The 15,855-nt window shown below is 63.6% G+C and carries 11 protein-coding genes and 1 pseudogene; 7 read left to right on the forward strand and 5 right to left on the reverse strand.

Features of this window, described 5'->3' with window-relative positions; genetic code table 11:
- Positions 1 to 216 precede the first annotated feature (216 nt).
- Together ACFYOS_RS12995 and ACFYOS_RS13000 are read right to left on the reverse strand one after the other, a co-directional pair.
- Positions 217 to 429, reverse strand: a complete 213-nt coding sequence (locus tag ACFYOS_RS12995) for a transposase (RefSeq protein ID WP_387139526.1) — start codon at positions 427 to 429, stop codon at positions 217 to 219.
- A gap of 91 nt (positions 430 to 520) precedes the next feature.
- Positions 521 to 580 (reverse strand): annotated as a pseudogene (locus ACFYOS_RS13000) (hypothetical protein); the annotation flags it as partial.
- A 342-nt stretch (positions 581 to 922) separates the two neighbouring features.
- Between ACFYOS_RS13000 and ACFYOS_RS13005 the strand changes: the two are divergent.
- Positions 923 to 2,380, forward strand: a complete 1,458-nt coding sequence (locus tag ACFYOS_RS13005) for a stress response protein (protein ID WP_387139529.1) — start codon at positions 923 to 925, stop codon at positions 2,378 to 2,380.
- Between the two features lie 218 nt (positions 2,381 to 2,598).
- Here ACFYOS_RS13005 and ACFYOS_RS13010 read toward each other — a convergent pair whose 3' ends face one another.
- On the reverse strand, positions 2,599 to 3,813 hold the full coding sequence (locus ACFYOS_RS13010; protein ID WP_387139532.1) for an McrC family protein: 1,215 nt from the start codon (positions 3,811 to 3,813) through the stop codon (positions 2,599 to 2,601).
- A complete protein-coding gene (locus ACFYOS_RS13015; RefSeq protein WP_387139535.1) occupies positions 3,810 to 6,098 on the reverse strand; it encodes an McrB family protein in 2,289 nt (762 codons plus the stop codon). The genes ACFYOS_RS13010 and ACFYOS_RS13015 overlap by 4 nt, the downstream gene beginning before the upstream one ends.
- A 984-nt stretch (positions 6,099 to 7,082) precedes the next feature.
- On the opposite strand from ACFYOS_RS13015, the gene ACFYOS_RS13020 reads away from it, so the two are divergent.
- The 3 genes from ACFYOS_RS13020 to ACFYOS_RS13030 all read left to right on the forward strand — a co-directional run bounded on the left by ACFYOS_RS13020 (position 7,083) and on the right by ACFYOS_RS13030 (position 11,948).
- Positions 7,083 to 7,592 carry a hypothetical protein gene (locus ACFYOS_RS13020; protein ID WP_387139538.1) on the forward strand — a complete coding sequence of 170 codons (510 nt, stop codon included), beginning with the start codon at positions 7,083 to 7,085 and terminating at the stop codon, positions 7,590 to 7,592.
- Positions 7,589 to 9,736: a DEAD/DEAH box helicase family protein gene (locus tag ACFYOS_RS13025; RefSeq protein WP_387139541.1), complete on the forward strand. Its 2,148-nt coding sequence runs from the start codon at positions 7,589 to 7,591 to the stop codon at positions 9,734 to 9,736. Before ACFYOS_RS13020 ends, ACFYOS_RS13025 begins: the two co-directional genes overlap by 4 nt.
- A 232-nt stretch (positions 9,737 to 9,968) precedes the next feature.
- A complete protein-coding gene (locus ACFYOS_RS13030; RefSeq protein WP_387139544.1) occupies positions 9,969 to 11,948 on the forward strand; it encodes an AAA family ATPase in 1,980 nt (659 codons plus the stop codon).
- Positions 11,949 to 12,448: 500 nt separating this feature from the next.
- Here the strand turns inward: ACFYOS_RS13030 and ACFYOS_RS13035 are convergent, their stop codons facing one another.
- On the reverse strand, positions 12,449 to 13,426 hold the full coding sequence (locus tag ACFYOS_RS13035) for a DNA-methyltransferase (RefSeq protein WP_387139616.1): 978 nt from the start codon (positions 13,424 to 13,426) through the stop codon (positions 12,449 to 12,451).
- Positions 13,427 to 13,781: 355 nt separating this feature from the next.
- On the opposite strand from ACFYOS_RS13035, the gene ACFYOS_RS13040 reads away from it, so the two are divergent.
- The 3 genes from ACFYOS_RS13040 to ACFYOS_RS13050 all read left to right on the forward strand — a co-directional run bounded on the left by ACFYOS_RS13040 (position 13,782) and on the right by ACFYOS_RS13050 (position 15,830).
- Positions 13,782 to 13,910 carry a hypothetical protein gene (locus ACFYOS_RS13040; RefSeq protein ID WP_387139547.1) on the forward strand — a complete coding sequence of 43 codons (129 nt, stop codon included), beginning with the start codon at positions 13,782 to 13,784 and terminating at the stop codon, positions 13,908 to 13,910.
- Positions 13,911 to 14,044: 134 nt separating this feature from the next.
- A complete protein-coding gene (locus ACFYOS_RS13045) occupies positions 14,045 to 14,212 on the forward strand; it encodes a hypothetical protein (RefSeq protein WP_387139551.1) in 168 nt (55 codons plus the stop codon).
- A 565-nt stretch (positions 14,213 to 14,777) separates the two neighbouring features.
- Positions 14,778 to 15,830: a hypothetical protein gene (locus tag ACFYOS_RS13050; protein WP_387139554.1), complete on the forward strand. Its 1,053-nt coding sequence runs from the start codon at positions 14,778 to 14,780 to the stop codon at positions 15,828 to 15,830.
- Positions 15,831 to 15,855: the final 25 nt, after the last annotated feature.

The following is a 15,855-nucleotide window of genomic DNA, read 5'->3' on the forward strand; positions in this document are numbered from 1 at the left end:
GGCAACGCGGCAGGAACTCCACCTGTTCACCGATCGGTGTTGGTGAAGAAAGTACCGCAGACCCCCTGAGCCGATATTTCAACCCATCACCCAGGTCGGTCGCTCAAGCGGTACGGCGCGGCTTGTTTCTTGATCCTGCCGGCGACGGCGGTTGCGGCTTCACGGTGCAGCCGCTTGACGACGCTGGTAACGACCTGGGGATCAATAGTCGTGGGTTCATCGGGTCGGTTCGACTGGCGCTCGGACCGCGTCGACGTCGGGTTGGTCGAAGATTGAGCGCACCAGGGTGGCGATCCACGGCTGCGTCGGCTTGGGCACCTTGATCAGCGGCTCGCGCAGGTAGCTGGTCCGGGCCGACCCCTGCGACCTGGGACCGGGTAGTGCGGCGCCGACCGGGATGGCGAGACCGCGGTGAGCATCGGAGATCACAAGCTACGCGCCGGACAGGCCGCGGGCGGTCAACGACCGCCAGAAGCGCCAACCAACCGGCTCCGTCCTCGCCGGAGGCGACGTCCAGGCCGAGAACCTCGCGTTGACCCTCTCCGATGACGTCAACGGCGACGAGAGCGTGGACGTTCAGGGCGGCCGGTTTCCCGGACCTTCATCGTCACCCCCCATCCACAAGAACGTGTAATGCCCGCTGCCAAGAGGCCGACTGTGCACCGCCCCGCCCTGCGCGTCCAGATGCGTTGCTATCTCCCCGATCTGGCCCACCTCCTGCCCTGGCGAAGCAAAAACCCTGCAGTCGCGTACGACCTAATAGGAGAGATCGGCGGGTACCAGTGGTCACCGTCCGCCCCTATGCCCCTGCTCTACGTCCGAATCGGTCGGCTTTCCTGTGCACTCGTCGCTTCAGTCGGTCCGTTTTCTCCATGCACCCTAGGTGTAGTTTGCGTGAAACCCCCGTTACGAGGAGTGATCCATGCCGGAGGACACCTGGCTTACCGCCCGTCTCATCCCCACGTCTGGGATCAACGGCGCTGAAGAGCAGGAGCGGCGCGCGACGTCGGCACTGCTCGCGGTAATGACCGCCGTACGAGAGTTCGGTCGAGCCCTCACCCAGCCGCTGGGCGCGCCAGCCGGTCCCGTGCAGACGTTTATCGAGGTTCCTTTCAAGCACGGCGACAAGCAGTGCTTCCCCGACGGCCTCATCCGGGTCACCCGCGGCCAGCGCCAGTGGACCGCGCTCGTAGAGGTCAAGACAGGCAGCAATCAGCTGCAGTCAGAGCAGCTCGAGCGCTACCTGGATGTGGCTAGAGACGAGGGCTTCGATTCGTTGATCACGGTCTCCAATGAGATACCTCCCGTCGCGGGCCAGCATCCGACGTCAGTCGACAGACGCAAGCTCAGGAAGGTCACACTTCACCACCTACCGTGGAGCGAGATCCTCACGGCAGCCGTCATGCAGAAGGAGTACCGGGGCGTCGCAGACCCTGACCAAGCGTGGGTTCTTGGCGAGTTGATCCGGTACCTGGAACATCCTCGGTCCGGGGCTTTGGAGTTCAACGACATGGGCCCGGCATGGGTGCCGGTGCGGGAGGCGGTCAGCGCTGGCACGCTGCGTCCCACCGACTCCGTTGTCACCGAGATCGCCGGACGGTTCGACGCCCTGGTGCGCTATGCCGGCCTCAAGTTGGGGCGGCGACTGGGCACGGAGGTCACGCCTGCCCTTACCCGTCGAGAACTGGCCGATCCCGCCAGTCGAACCCAGACGCTGGTCACGCAGTTGGCGTCCACCGGCCTCATGACCGCAGGGCTTAAGATCCCGGGCGCCATCGGCTCGCTCTACATCACGGCCGATCTGCGTGCCGCCAAGATCGTCTGCCACGTTGATGTGGATGCGCCGCGCGCGGGCAGACCCGCGACCCGGGTCAATTGGCTGACACGCCAGCTTAAAGATGCCCCGGACAACGTGCGGATCGAGGCGTTCACGATGCATGGCCGAGGGCCAGGAAACGTTGAACTTCTCCGAGTGGTCCGGAGTGACCCGACGACCTTGATCAGCGACCCCACGAAGGAACTGCGGTCCTTCCGCATCGCGCAAGTATCTGCGGCGGGTTCGAAGCGCGGTACCGGCCGAGGGGCATTCATCGACTCGCTCCTCGGAGCCGTCGACGACTTCTACGAGCAGGTCATTCAGAACCTCAAACCCTGGATGCCGGCGCCCCCGCGGCTCAGATCCTCCGACGAGCCCCAACCCGTCGAACCAGTAGCCCCGAGCCTCGTGTCCACGGCGATCTCCTCCCAAGATGGCCCACAGCCGGATCAGACCTCGCCAAAGGCATCCGACGATGCACAACAGCATGCGACAACCACCGAGAAACCCCTCCCCAACCAGCTTGCCAAGTCGACCGGAAAGACCGCGTCCTCCACCACGTAATGACAACTATGTTGCGGCTCCGCCGCCGGTCACCTGGACAATCCTCGTGCCCATACGATCGTTCGAGCACTGAACGGTGTGGGAGTGGAATCCACTGGTCGACACAAGTCGACTTCCAACCCGGGCTGCGCCTTCTCGGCACCATCCCGCTCGGCTGATAGCCGCTCTGCCTGGGCAGACCCGGGTCTCGGGCGACCGACCCCACCGGGAGTCACGGATCAAGCGTGGTGGCGAAGTGGTGCAGCTTTGCGCATGGCCGAGTCAGCGAAGTACTGCACGTCTTTCAGCAGTTGGTGAGGTGGTTGGCGCAGGTTGAGGGGTCGATAGCCGATCGTGGTGCCGGAGTTGCGGATGCGCCACGTCGTGGGCGGCTCTGTACCTTCAGCGTAGATGATCCATCCGATGCGGAGATTCAGAGCGGTGCAGTAGGCGAGCATCTGATAGATGTCAGGGTTGGTGGGCTTTCCCGTGCCAGGTTCGATCTTGTACTTGGCGTCGAACACCGCCGCCGGTTGCCCGTTGATGATGTGTAGGACATCCGGCTCGATCCGGATGGCTTGCCCTGCATCGAGCGCGTCCTTGGCCGGGGTTTCGGTGTGGCCGGGGTAGGCCGACAGGGCCTCGCGCAGCGCGGCGCCGATGAACGCTTCGAACACTTTCTCCATGTTGACCACGAAGGCCGCGATGGTGTGGGGGCCGGCGCCTGGGTCGGCGGAGCAGTGCTGCAGGATCAGCTCGCTGAGACGGAGCGCCGGGTCGTATCGGGCGTTGAGCCGGCTGGTGTGCCAGACGGGCGGTGGGGTGCCTGGCGGCAACACGGTTACGCCGGCCAGGCGTGCGTCCAGCTCGGTCAGATCGGCCTGGTCGGCCGGCCTCAACCGCGGCACAGCGAGCATTCGCCGTACGGCGGTGCGCATGATTCGGTTCTCGGGGATGTCTTTGCTGTACTCGTCGTACTGCACCTCTATGGGCAGCGGTATGCCGGGGCGGCCGGCGAGGTGGTCGCCGAACCGGATCCGTCCGCGGACGAGTGGTAGGGCGTCGTCGACGGTGGCGTATCCGCGCAGTGGGCCCGAGGCGATCGCCCGACGGGTGTGGCGGATCAGCGACGTGGCCAGCGCGGGCCACAGGCCTGCGGTCGGGATGCCGGCCACGTCTTCGGGGCGGAATCCCGGGTGCGCCGCGTAGCCGAGGAAGAAGAGCATGTTGGCAACGCCGACCTTCGGCGTCACCTCTATCTCGATGTTGCCGATCCGGATCGCACCGACCTTGCGGCCAGCCTTGAGCTTCCATTGGCCACCGGCCGCACGGCGCACGGTGACCAGGTCGGCCGCGCGCAGGGCCGCCACCTGGTTGTCGTCCAGCGCCAGCACGACCTCTTTGGTCCCCACCTCCGTGAGGACGACTGGTTCCGGCGCGCCGATGGAGTTCACGCCTCGCCCGCGGCTGCGTTGGCACCGTCTGGCACCGCCAAAACGTATCCGGGGTCGGTGCCGTTACCTCCTTGCGCGCCGTTGGGCACCCCGGTGCTCATCCGCAGACGGATGGCCGGGAGGCCGAACTTGCTGCGAACCGCCGCGCGTGACAGGCGCCCCGCGTAGTGCTCCTCTAGCAGTGGCAGCAGGTCGTGGTCCCAGACTCGGTCGAGTCCGCCGGCGTGGTCGGCGCCTGGTCGCATGAGGTAGGAGGGGCCGATTTTGAAGTCGTGGTCCGCTTCCCCGATCGCCTCGTTGAGGGCACGCAGCAGTGCCGGCCGTGCGTCGTCGGTCTTGCCCCGCTTCTTCAGCCATCCCTCCAGCACCGATCTGATCGGTTCCTCGTCGGGGTGGAGTTCGACGAATGCGAAGCGGCGCCGGATGGCGGCATCAACCAGGGCGATCGACCGGTCGGCGGTGTTCATGGTGCCGATGAGCAGGACGTTGGGCGGCAGGTTAAATGCCTCCGCCGGCGAGTACTGGAGGCGGACGGTGGCCTGCCGGTATTCCAGGAGGAAGTACAGTTCACCGAAGACCTTTGCCAGGTTTGCCCGGTTGATCTCGTCGATCAGCAGGACGTATGGCTTGGCCGGGTTCGCCTTGGCCGCTGCGGCGATCTCTCGCAGTGGTCCGGGGACTTTGGCGAAGCCCACGGCTCCGCCGTCCGCGCCTTCGACTGGCCGGAATCCCTCGAAGAAGTCTTCGTAGGCGTAGGAGGGGTGGAACTGGACCAGCCGAATGGCGTCCCGGTCGGCGATGTGCCTGGCGATGGCCTGGGCGATGAACGTCTTGCCAGTGCCGGGTGGGCCGAAGAGCACCACCTGGGTGCGCTCGTGCCACAGATCCAGTAGGTCCTGCAACCAACGTCGAGGTAGGTGCAGGCGATCAGCGAGGTCGTCGGTGGCGGCCGCCAGCGGAGGCACGGTTTGCCCCAGTTCCGGTCCTCGTCCGTCGTCGTCCGTTCCCGAGTCCGCAGGCTCGACCACCTTCTCGATCAGCGCGGTGAGTACCTCCAGGGCGCCGGTCAGATCGACGACGGTGCCCTGTTGATCCAGCTCGGCGGGCAGCGGTGCTGGAAGGGTGTCCACCGTGAGCGCGTCCATTGCCACCCACTGCACCGGCCTGCGCAGCCAAACACCGTCGCCATCAGAGACGTATTCCGGCTCGCCGTCGATCACTCCGAGGTGGAGCCGGTCGTCCGCGACCGTCGCCACGATGTCCTCGACGTTCATCAACGACAGGAAGGCGTGGTACTCCGTGGCGAGTACCAGCCGGCCGGCGTAGTCCAGATGCCCGAAACCGGCATCCACGGCAGCCCGGACATCGGGCCGCTCGGCTCCCGCTGACACTTCGCCGAGATGGGTGGCCACGAGCCAGACCGCTCCGTCGCCTTTCCAAGCGTCGAGCATGTCGTCGGCTCCGCGCGGTCGGACCAGCCAGGCGCGCCGCCCCTGCGGGGGCGGCTTCCACTGGCTGGCGAACGGCGGCCGATAGAAGTCAACCCGCTGCCCGCCAACCTGCTCCTGCACCCGGGCGGTAATCTGAAACAGGTCCCGATTGAGGTCCCTGGTGGGCACCACGGCGGCGCTTGGAGCGAACGCGTCGCGGATCGCCCGCTTGTGGTCGACGTTGACGATCGGCAAGAAGTGCGTGGGAAACCCGAGGTAGAGCAGCGCCTCCCGGAGCGATGCCATCAGCTTCTTCCCGTACACGACTTCCTGCCACGCCCACGGATCAACCAGCGCCGAGGTGCGCTGCTCTTCGGGCAGCGACCACCATGCCAGGAGAAACTCGACCGCGTCGGCGAGCCACTTCCACAGCATCGTGTGTGCCCCGGTGCCGCCATTCCAGGTGTGCTGCCGGAAAGCGGCCAGGACCGCCTCCGGCACCGTCGCGGGCGTGTGCATCCACGCCAGCACGGACTCGACCCGTCTCCGCTTCGTCGCCGAGGTGAGGTTGCTAAGCGGCAGCGCCTGCAGCGTCAGCAGTTCCGCAGCCAACAGCTTTGCCTCATCGGACGCGCCGTCGAGCTGCCGGCGAAGCTTGATCATGAACGGGTCGGAGCCCTCGTCCGGGCGGTCGTTGTAGACGCGGAACAGCTCAGCCGCGGCCTCCCGTGTCCACACCGACCTGCCTGGGAGGAACACCGATCCGGCCTCACCAAGTCCTACGTCGATGAACCTGCGGCCAACAGACCGCACCGTGTCGTCCGCCCGTGAAGGAATGATCACCTCGTCGTCCACGCCCGACCCCTGCCCGGTCAAGAGCCGACCGGCAAACCCACAGCCGACAGCCGTCTAATCACGTCCGAAGTAACTTACCGACGCAGCTACGTCGCACCACAGACCCAAACGGTCGAAACAGGCGCAAGCCTTGTTCCGGCTTCGCCCCCTACATGGATCTATTGATCAAGACATCGTCGTCGGGGGAAAAGGCGCAGGCACCACCCGGAGGCCGGCTCGCCCTGTACACCTCGGCCGGCGCGGTTCCTTGACGCCATGGAGCCTGTTGCATGGCAGGCCGGACGCAGCGGGGACGTCGTGCCAGGCGGCGGGGAGACCGTCGTGTGGCGGGTCTACCCATACGAGACCACGCTCGGGTACAGCCGCCGGCGTGGACGCGACCTGCGCGTGTACCGCCACCCTCGTGACTGCGCGAGCGGACGGCCGAGGCACCGAAGAGCGCTGCAGCCGCCCCTGGTGCCACCGTTGAGGTTGTACGCAAGAGGATTCCCGGGCCGCCGCAGGAGCAGTACCCGGACCATGCGCGCCCGGAACGACAACGCGGAGCGGCTGGTTTCCGTCAGGGAAGGACGTGCTGGAACGCTTGCCTGTCGGACGTCGTCTCCGCCCGGCTAGTCGAAGGGTGCGACGCCGGGCGGTAAGGCTCAGCGAGAGTCGTAGGTCGCATGTCGAGCGACGCCGGCAAATCAGCGCGTTGCCGGAAACGACCGGCCGCCGCTCGCGGATGCAGGTGAACCGGCCGTCGGACGCTCTACCCTCAACATCGTCCTGGCGATGTCGTACTGGCATGGCATGGTAACTGTGTCTTGCAGGGATGGGACTGGTGGGATGGGTAGGTGCGGCATGGCAAGCAGCCAGGCTGGACGAGCTGCGTACTCTTCCCATATGTCCGGGAACCCCGTCCGATGGCCCGTCCCTGAGCTGCACCGTCACTTCTGCTCCGGCTTGGGAGACCGCCTGGCGGAATGGCCCTCTCCCTTGGACATGGCGACCAAGCCGCTGAGGCTTCGAACTGCCTCTCCCTTGCCGCCTCGGCTGATCGTCTACCTGTTCAACGCTACAGATCACCCCTCAGAGCGTCGCGCAGGCGACTACCGCATTCAGCTCAGGCTGCCCGGCCAAAGACCGCGCTCGCGAGGAAGCCTGGAGTCCACCCCGGGTTCCATGGTCGTTCTAGCGGGCTACATCCAAGACTTCGATACCTTCATCATGTGGGATGCGACCGCCCATTCGGAATTCCCTTACTCGAAAGGCGTTCAGGTGGCGGCCCGGACCGTGCATCAAGCAGCTATCGACGGGATCGCGGAGCAAATTCGCCTGATCCGATCGGCAGGCGTCACCGAACACGTAGTCGCGGCGCGAACAGACCATCTTGTCCAAGCCCTAGTACGGCGCCATGAGATCACCCGCGACGACCTCCTCGCAGAGACGCACGGCGACCACGGCCAGCGCCGGTCGACTAAGGCCGATTCATCCCAGGGAGGACTTTGGTGAAGCGCCTCCGAGAGTTGGAGCTAAAGGAAAGCTACGATAAGGGCGAAGACGACATAGCCAATGACTTCTACCTGCCGTGCATGAGGCTCTCAACGCGTTACGATCGCATCTCCGGTTACTTCTCGTCGGCCGTCTTCGGTATCGCATGGCCCGCCCTGAAAGAATTCGTCCGCTCAGGCGGCAAGATGCGGCTCATTTGCTCGCCGGTATTTTCTACCGCTGACGCCACAGTATTGCGCGAGGGTCAGGAGTCACTACGCAACGAGGAGCTGGCGGCTGCTCTAGTAGCGGAGCTAAACGTTCTTCTTGCTCATGATCGGTCCCGGAAGCCAACTCGGGTCCTCGCCGGACTTATAGCAGCCCGAGTGGTTGAAATCCGTTTGGCCAGCGTCGGCGTGTCAGCAGGAGCCGCAGAGCGTCGAATGTTCCACGACAAGGTTGGCCTATTCGGTGATTCAAGCAGCGACTGGGTCGGCTTCCGCGGATCGATGAACGAGACGTATCTTGGCCTCGCTGCCGATGGAAATATCGAGAGCATCGATGTCTTCGCTTCATGGCACGACGCGCGCGATACGCGAAGGACCGAAAGTGCGCGGCAACGGTTCGACCTTCTTTGGCAAGATCAGGCACCGGGGGTCCGGGTGCGGCCCCTCACCGACGAGGCGATGGCCAGGGTCAGGGAGGCCGGAGCTGAGGATTGGGAGGTCCTGGTTGATGAGGTGATTGCCGAAGCGTCCGTCAGGGCGAAGACCATCGGAACCCGTTCACCCCTTCGAGATCACCAAGTGCAGGCCCTTGCGTCCTGGGAGCTCAACCACCGGCACGGCCTTGTCGAACACGCCACCGGCAGCGGCAAGACCTATACCGCTATAAACGCCATCCGTGCCGCCCTTGAGGACGGCGGCAACGCCCTTGTGGTGGTCCCGAGCGCGCTGCTGCTCGCACAATGGCAGCGGGAACTAGGTGAGGGCCTTCGAGACCTCGATCCGAAGATCTTGCTTGCGGGTAACGGGAACGAGGACTGGCGCCGGCAGGAGCTCCTACGGCCATGGACCGGGCCCGGTACAGGGGCACGAATTGTACTGGCGACGCTACAAACCGCTTGCACCGACAGCTTCCGCAGTCGCCTCCAACCACATGACCGTATGCTCTTAGTGGCAGATGAGGCGCACCGACTCGGTAGCCTCAAGGCAAGAAGCATCCTCAGCGTCAAAGCGGGCTGGCGCCTAGGACTTAGCGCGACACCACGGCGGGCGGGAGATGCTGAAGGAACCTCCGCAATCCTCGATTACTTCGATGGCATCCTAAAGCCAACGTACAGCCTTGCCGACGCTATTCGAGACCGAGTCCTTACACCTTACACGTACCATCCACACGCCGCTCCACTAACTGAGGCCGAACAAGCCGAATACGACGACATTACTCGCAGGATTCGACGAGAAGTCGCCAGATCCAATGGCGCCTTTAACGACCTGGAAGGGAACGAGCGACTTCGGCGGCTTGCCATCGCACGGGCACGAATTCTCAAGCAGGCGTCGGGAAAGATTGACTTGGCCCGTCAGGTGCTGGTCGATCATTGGCAGGATGGTCAACGATGGATCGTCTACTGTGACAGTATCGATCAAGTGCACCAGGTGCGGGCTGCGCTGAGTAGCGCGGGTATCCCATCCCTTGAATACCACTCGGAGATGGATGGAAGTAGGGAAGCTACGCTAGCGGAGCTAGAACTCAATGGCGGTGTACTGGTGAGCGTTCGTTGCCTTGACGAAGGTGTAGACCTTCCGGCCGTGTCACATGCCCTAATCCTAGCGAGCAGCCGAAATCCCCGGGAGTTCATTCAACGGAGGGGCCGCATCCTTCGCAGGTACCCCGGTAAGACCTTTGCACGACTCCACGACGCTGTCACTACACCAAGCGTCGACAGAGACGAAGACGCCACGCCGCCCAACATCCGCAGTCGACATACTGACCGCCTTCTAGCGGGCGAGCTCGGTCGTGTGCTTGACTTCGCAAGGGGAGCTGCAAACCCTCAGGCCATGACGGAGGTCGAGCGAATCTGCATCCAGCATGGAGTTCAGGTCATCGCAAACCATGTCGCGGACGGTGCCGAGGGCCTCGAGTCGGAGGACTATGACGATGAGTGATACTGAAAGCGCAGCGTCAGTGCCTGACACTGATCGCGTCCTGCCTCAAGCCTCAGTTGAGGATGTGTTTCGCGCAGCTGAGGAGCTGCGTGAGGCAGAGTTTCCCGACGTTCCCGCGGAGCTTCTCGAGGCCGTACTCAATGCTGAGCGAGACAACCTCGACAACGGGTCAGTCGCAACCCGTGCGGTAGCGAGGGCAGTAGAGGACTACCTCTCGCGGGAGGGACGGTAGATGCTGCGCCTCAAGGCTCTGGAAATTACTGACTTCGGCCCTTACCGCGGGAGCCAGACGTACGAATTCTCTGACAAGCCCGGCGTCGAGCTTTTGTGGGGCGAGAACGGGCGGGGCAAGACGTCATTCCTGAACGCACTGCGATATGCCTTGTTTGGCGTGATCCTCGGTCGTGGCTCTGCGAAGATCGACCTTACAACCGTCGGGAACAGCGAGGCTGAAGGCCACCGGGGAGCAAGAGGTTTCAAGACCGTCCTATCGTTTGTTTATGCTGGACGATCCTACAAGCTCACACGCGCCTTCAAGCCCTACGATCCCACTCGCCCGGCTCATACAACGGCGGATTTCCGTGAGCAGCTCAGCCTGCTCCGCGACGGGGTTGCTCTCGGCCCTGAAGAACGCGACCAGGAGCTCGCCCGGCTGCTGCCAGAACAGATCGCGCGCTTCTTCCTCTTCGACGCCGAACTGCTTCAGGAGTACGAGCAGCTACTGACTACTGGCAGTGAGGTCGGGGAACGCCTCAAAGAGGCAATTGAGCGCATCCTGGGTGTACCCGTCCTAACGGAAGCACGTGCGCATGCTGCCGCGCTCCTGAAGACCGCCCGCACCGATCAGGCTAAGGCAGCCCAACGGGATAAGAGCACACGCGAGCTTGGCAACCACCTACAGATTTCGAGCGAGCAAGCAGACCAGCACCGCGAGAACGTCCGAGACCTGACCACTAAGGTTGAAGAGCTCACCAGCAGCGTTAGCGACCTGGAGAAGAGGCTGGCAGCCGCAACTCGCCTCCGCGAACGGCTAGGCAAGCGCAACGCGAAGCGTGACGAGGTCGAACGGCTGCGTCAACGCCACGATGAGCTAGTCAACGACCTCAAAGCCAAGTCGGGTACCGCGTGGCGTGCTGTAATAGAGCCGACGGCGCAGAAGGTGCTAGTGCAGCTCGACGACGAGATCGACGAGATTACGAAGCGGCGTAACCATGCCGTGCTTGCGCGGGCTTCAGCAGAGAACCTCGCCAAACTGATGTCTAGCGGCCAGTGCCCTACCTGCGGCCAAGGCACCGCGGCGATCCAAACCCTAGAGAAGCAGGATGAGATCGCGCCGTCGGACGATCCCGCCGAACTCGACCGGATGCTAGTTGATCTTCGCAATCGCCAACGGGCACTCCGCCGGTTGAAGGGGGAGGCGTCTCTGCTTGCCCAACTGGAGAGCCAGGCCGAGCAGACTCTGGTAGACCTCTCGGACGCTGAGCAACAGTTGAACGAACTGGAGACACAGCTCAAGGAAGACGGCAGCGGCGAAGCCGCACTAATGGAGCTCGTTGAACGGCACGCCAATACCCGCATCAGCCTCGGCAATACGAAAGCGATTCTCGCCGAAGAGCGCCGACTGCTTGCCAGTAAAGAAGCAGCAGTCGCCCGGCTATCCGAGAGGTTGGCAAAGGCCGGGAATAACCAGACCGGGCCGTACGACCGCAAGGTAGCGCTTCTAACCCGGCTACACGACCTGCTCGATACTGCCGTCACTGACTTTCGCGAGAGGCTACGGGAGCGTATCGAAGAAGACGCCACCGCCGTCTTTCGCGTTCTCTCGGGAGAGCCGGACTATGACCGGCTCCGTATCAATGAAAACTATGGCCTGACGATCCTTCACAAGGATGGCCAACCGATCGTCAACCGGAGTAGCGGATACGAGCACATCGTTGCGCTGTCCCTGATTGCCGCCCTGCAGAGATGTTCCCCAATGAGCGGACCGATCATCACAGACAGCCCCTTTGGTCGGCTCGACCGGACGCACAAGCGGCATGTCTTGAAAGCCCTACCGATGCTAACGGATCAGGTACTCCTACTTGTGCACGATGACGAGCTCGATCGGGCAACTGCTCTTCACGAGCTTGATCACCTGCTCGCCTCTGAACATCACCTACGTAGACGGTCCGCACGTCACACCGAAATCGAACGGGGGGCACAGATATCGTGACCGCTCCTATACAGCGCAGCACGACAGCAAATCACTCCCAGGGCAAGACTCCCAAGAAGACGATGAGCTTCACAGCTGCGGCAGAAGCTGCCGCTAAGCGGGTGAAGGACCATTTCAGGCTCCCTGACGCTTTGGATGCCGGACGCCTAGGCATCGCCTACGCTCTAAGAGAAAACTTGCCAGCTGAAAGGCCCAGCGACTTCGGCGCCCTAAGTGGCACGTTGTACAACATTGGATCAGTCGACCCCGATGGAGAGCTCCGAGACCTCCTGTTGGCCTTGCGACCTGAACTCTCGGAAGACCCTTATCGCGCAATCGAGACTCTGCTGAATGTAGGAACGATCAGTCTGGATAATCAAGTCTCTACGGCAGCGGTTCTCTCGCTTAGAGACTTGCTGAGTGAGCAGCAGTAGATCGAGTCGCTTCCGTCGGCCACCATGCTCGAAGCGGCGGCGCTGCGTAATTGGTCTCTTGTCTACGCAGCGCCGGCCATCGGCGAACTACAAATTCGGGCAGCTGCCAGCCTTTACCAACTCGTACGTGTTCCGAATCTCATCAAGATCCTTTCCCTCCAGAAAACGAATACTAGACAAGTCGGCGTACTCGCGGCTCTCCTCAATGGAAAGCCATCTGCGACCGAGTCGCTGAGCGACGCTACCGGTCGTATTGGAGCCGCTGAAGATGTCTACTACCAGGTCGCCTTCTTCTGTCAGCATCTTGATGAAGAACTCTGGAAGTGCGGCAGGGAAGCGTGCCGGGTGTCCGCGCCGACCAAGCTGTTTGCAGGTTCGGATGTAGAAGCCGTTCGAATCCGAGTTCGGATAGGAGAGCAGGTTTGACGGGAGAGCGCCGCCGTTGTCTTGACGGAAAGCCTTGCCGATGGCATGGCCCGAGTCTCGGAGCTTTGGTTTGTAGTATCCGTCGGGGTTCTTTAATAGCCGCCGCATTGACTCCGAGTAGGGCACCCTAACGGGGTCGAGGTTAACTTTAGGAAAGTCCGTTTTGGAGAGCCACCAAACCGTGTTTACCGCGTCCTTAACCCGGATCTTCCTCTTGTTGACCCATTCGATTGGCGACGGAAGTTTCGCGGTGTTGTGCCAGTAAAACTCCTCGGCCAGCTCGTAGCCGACATTTTCGACAAGCGCAATCAGGACAAGGTACTGGTGGAGAGACCGGACCGGCCGACCTCTTTGATAGGCGCCGCCAATGTCAAGAACCAGGCTACCTGTGTCCTTCAGCGCGTCCTTAGCGGCCTTCGCGAAATCGACAAGCCAGTCCACGTAGGCGTGCTGATCCTCGTTGCCATACTCCTTCTTCCGCAGAAGGGGAAACGGCGGGGACGTCACGATTAGGTCGACGGAGTTCGCGGGAAGTTTCGGCAGGACTTCCCGACTGTCGGCGCAGACCTGGGTGCCACTACCTGTTGTGTAGACACGACTGCTGTGCGCAATCTTCTCGAGCAGATCCGCTTGAGTCATGATCACCGAACTCCTCAGGCATCACCGACCTAGCGTGCCGGTGTTGTTGGCACACTAACGGAATGCCGCAGGCAATCAAGTATTCTAGCAGGGGTACTGCGCGTTCTTCGGAGGTGTCGCTCGTAGCCCGTGCCGGGTGGCGCGATCACCTCGACCGCGCGGCCTGGCCGCCGCCCGGCGGTGAGCAAGCACCTCCGCTCGGCATTCTCCTGCTCCCCGTAATACGCCCGCTCTCCTCGGCTTGAGAGTCTGTCTGTGGCGGCTGCTAGGTTCTGGGCGTGGCCCACCTGGCGAAGCCATCGCAACCCTTGACGGATGCGGGGTCCTGTCCCCCTTGGCGGATCTAGTCCAGCAGGTGTACCGGCAGGCGGCCGATCGGCAAGAGCCCGAGCTGGACGACGATGCGATGAGCTTCGGGACCACGGTGTGGCGGAACCTCACCAAACTGGGTGCGGCGCAGTTCGCCCGGGCTGCCTGGGGTTGACCCGCGGATCGAGGACAGTTTGCTGGAGATCCTCTGCGCCGGCTGCATCCTGCGTCTGTACTCGCTGTAGGGCGGCATTGCCGCCAGCGTCGAGTCGATCCGCTGGGGGCAGCGAGGGGCGGCTGGGTGGTGTCGTGGAGAACAGCCGGCACGGTCAGCTGGCTCTGGATGACGATGAGCAGTTCCCTGACGCGTTCGTCGGGGTGCTGCCCCGCCGGAGGCACCTGCGCGTGGCACACGGCGGCAGCATCGAGACCGGCGAGGTCGTGGCTTACATCGGTGCGCCACGGGGACAACCGTGATGGCGGATCGCCCTGGTTTGAGGTCCATCTGTGGATCGGCCAGCCCGCCCGACTCACCGTGCGTGAGGCCGACGGCGGCCGGAGGAACAACTCCGGCCGGCTTCCCGGCGAGCTGCCGACCCCCGAGCTCGACGTGCAGGTCCGTCCGGGCAGCGGCGCGGGCAGGCATCTGTCAGCGCTCGCGCGAGGGCTGCCGGCAGCCGGGGCGAGACGCCGGCGCTGGCCGTGGCGGCGTTCCAGCCGCACGCACTGACACTCGCTCGGTAATGGCGCCAGCTGCGGAAGAAGGACTTGGCGCAGCAGTTGGGTACCACCGCGGCGGCGGTCAGCCAGTACGAGCTGAGGCAGTCGTCGGCCAGCGTGTCGTACGGGCAGGGGTTCGCGCGATCAGCGCCCTGGGGCGCATGTGGGGGCCTTTCGCCTCCTCCTGCTCCCCGGTTTAGCCGCCGTTGCTGCGCGAAGAAGAGTCGAATGGGCAGTCGCACGTGTCGTCCTGTAACCCCTTGATTGCTTTGCGCTGTCCGCTTTGAAATGCTGTCGGCGAAGGCGTCGAGGAGGGGGTCCCGTGTCGGAGAGTGGGCTGGTTCTGGCAGCCGGCGAGCCTCCGATCAACTTTCGTGCGCACGAACTCCGAGCCGCCAACCTCGCCGGTGCGCGCGACGACTTCGAGCAAATGATTCGCGAGTTGGTGGCAGCGTGGTACCGAGGCGCGCGCCTGATCGCGGCCAACCCGGGCGACTGGGGTATCGACGTCGTGGTCGGTGACCTGGCGGGGCAGATCGTGATCTGGCAGGCGAAATACTTCATGCCTGTGGTGACCGCCTCCCACCAGGGCCAGATCCGCGAGTCCTTCTCGTCTGCCATGAAGGCCGCAGCGGAGCATGGCCACAAAGTCCGCAAGTGGATCTTGTGTGTTCCCGCGAGCATGGACGCCCCGATGGACAAGTGGTGGTCCACGTGGAAGAAGAAGGCGGAGAAAGACTTCGACGTCAAGATCGAGCTGTGGCACGAGGGCGAGTTGCGGCAGCGCCTGATCTCGCCGGACGCCGCTAACGTCCGGCGCCACTACTACGACCCGTACCAGCCCCCTGCAGAGCCGAAGCCGGACCGACCCGAGGTGGTCCAGGTCGAGCCGGAGAAGGCGACCGCCCTGGAGACCGCGCTGTTCGTCAGGCAGCTCCGGGAAGCCGGGCACCAACAGGTCAGCTCGGCGAAACTGGAGTTTTTCAACGCCGAGCTGCTCGCGCGCGAGATCGTCGACAAGGATGTGCCCGCTGAGGTAAATGCGCTCATTGAGGCAGGTGCCACCGTCCACGGCATCTGGGAAACGTCTTTCAACGAGGTCGCCGAGCTGCACCCCGCTGGCCCCAAACTGCCGGGTCTGCACGCGTCAGTGATGAGACAGATTCGCGGCATGGGCGACTCCTGGCCGGCGGAGCTACGGTCGACGCCCGTGCACCGGTGCGGCATGATGCACCGGATTGTCGAGGACGGCCGTGCAGGCTGGGTCCCTCACTGGGAAGACGTGGTCGTGGAGCATCGGGACGGGCAGCCAGCGCAGGTGCCTGCGCCGGCTCAGCGGGATCCCGACACTGAGTCCGCCGGAGCCCTCACATGACCGCGCCGTCGGACTCGGCCCACGC

This window comes from Micromonospora sp. NPDC005806 (assembly GCF_042871425.1).
Classification (GTDB): domain Bacteria; phylum Actinomycetota; class Actinomycetes; order Mycobacteriales; family Micromonosporaceae; genus Micromonospora.

What these genes read in the sequence shown, in the direction of transcription:
- ACFYOS_RS13020 (WP_387139538.1), top strand. Translation starts at nt 7,083, where the DNA reads ATGGCGACCAAGCCGCTGAGGCTTCGAACTGCCTCTCCCTTGCCGCCT.
- ACFYOS_RS13030 (WP_387139544.1), top strand. Translation starts at nt 9,969, where the DNA reads ATGCTGCGCCTCAAGGCTCTGGAAATTACTGACTTCGGCCCTTACCGC.
- ACFYOS_RS13005 (WP_387139529.1), top strand. Translation starts at nt 923, where the DNA reads ATGCCGGAGGACACCTGGCTTACCGCCCGTCTCATCCCCACGTCTGGG.
- ACFYOS_RS13035 (WP_387139616.1), bottom strand. Translation starts at nt 13,426, where the DNA reads ATGACTCAAGCGGATCTGCTCGAGAAGATTGCGCACAGCAGTCGTGTC.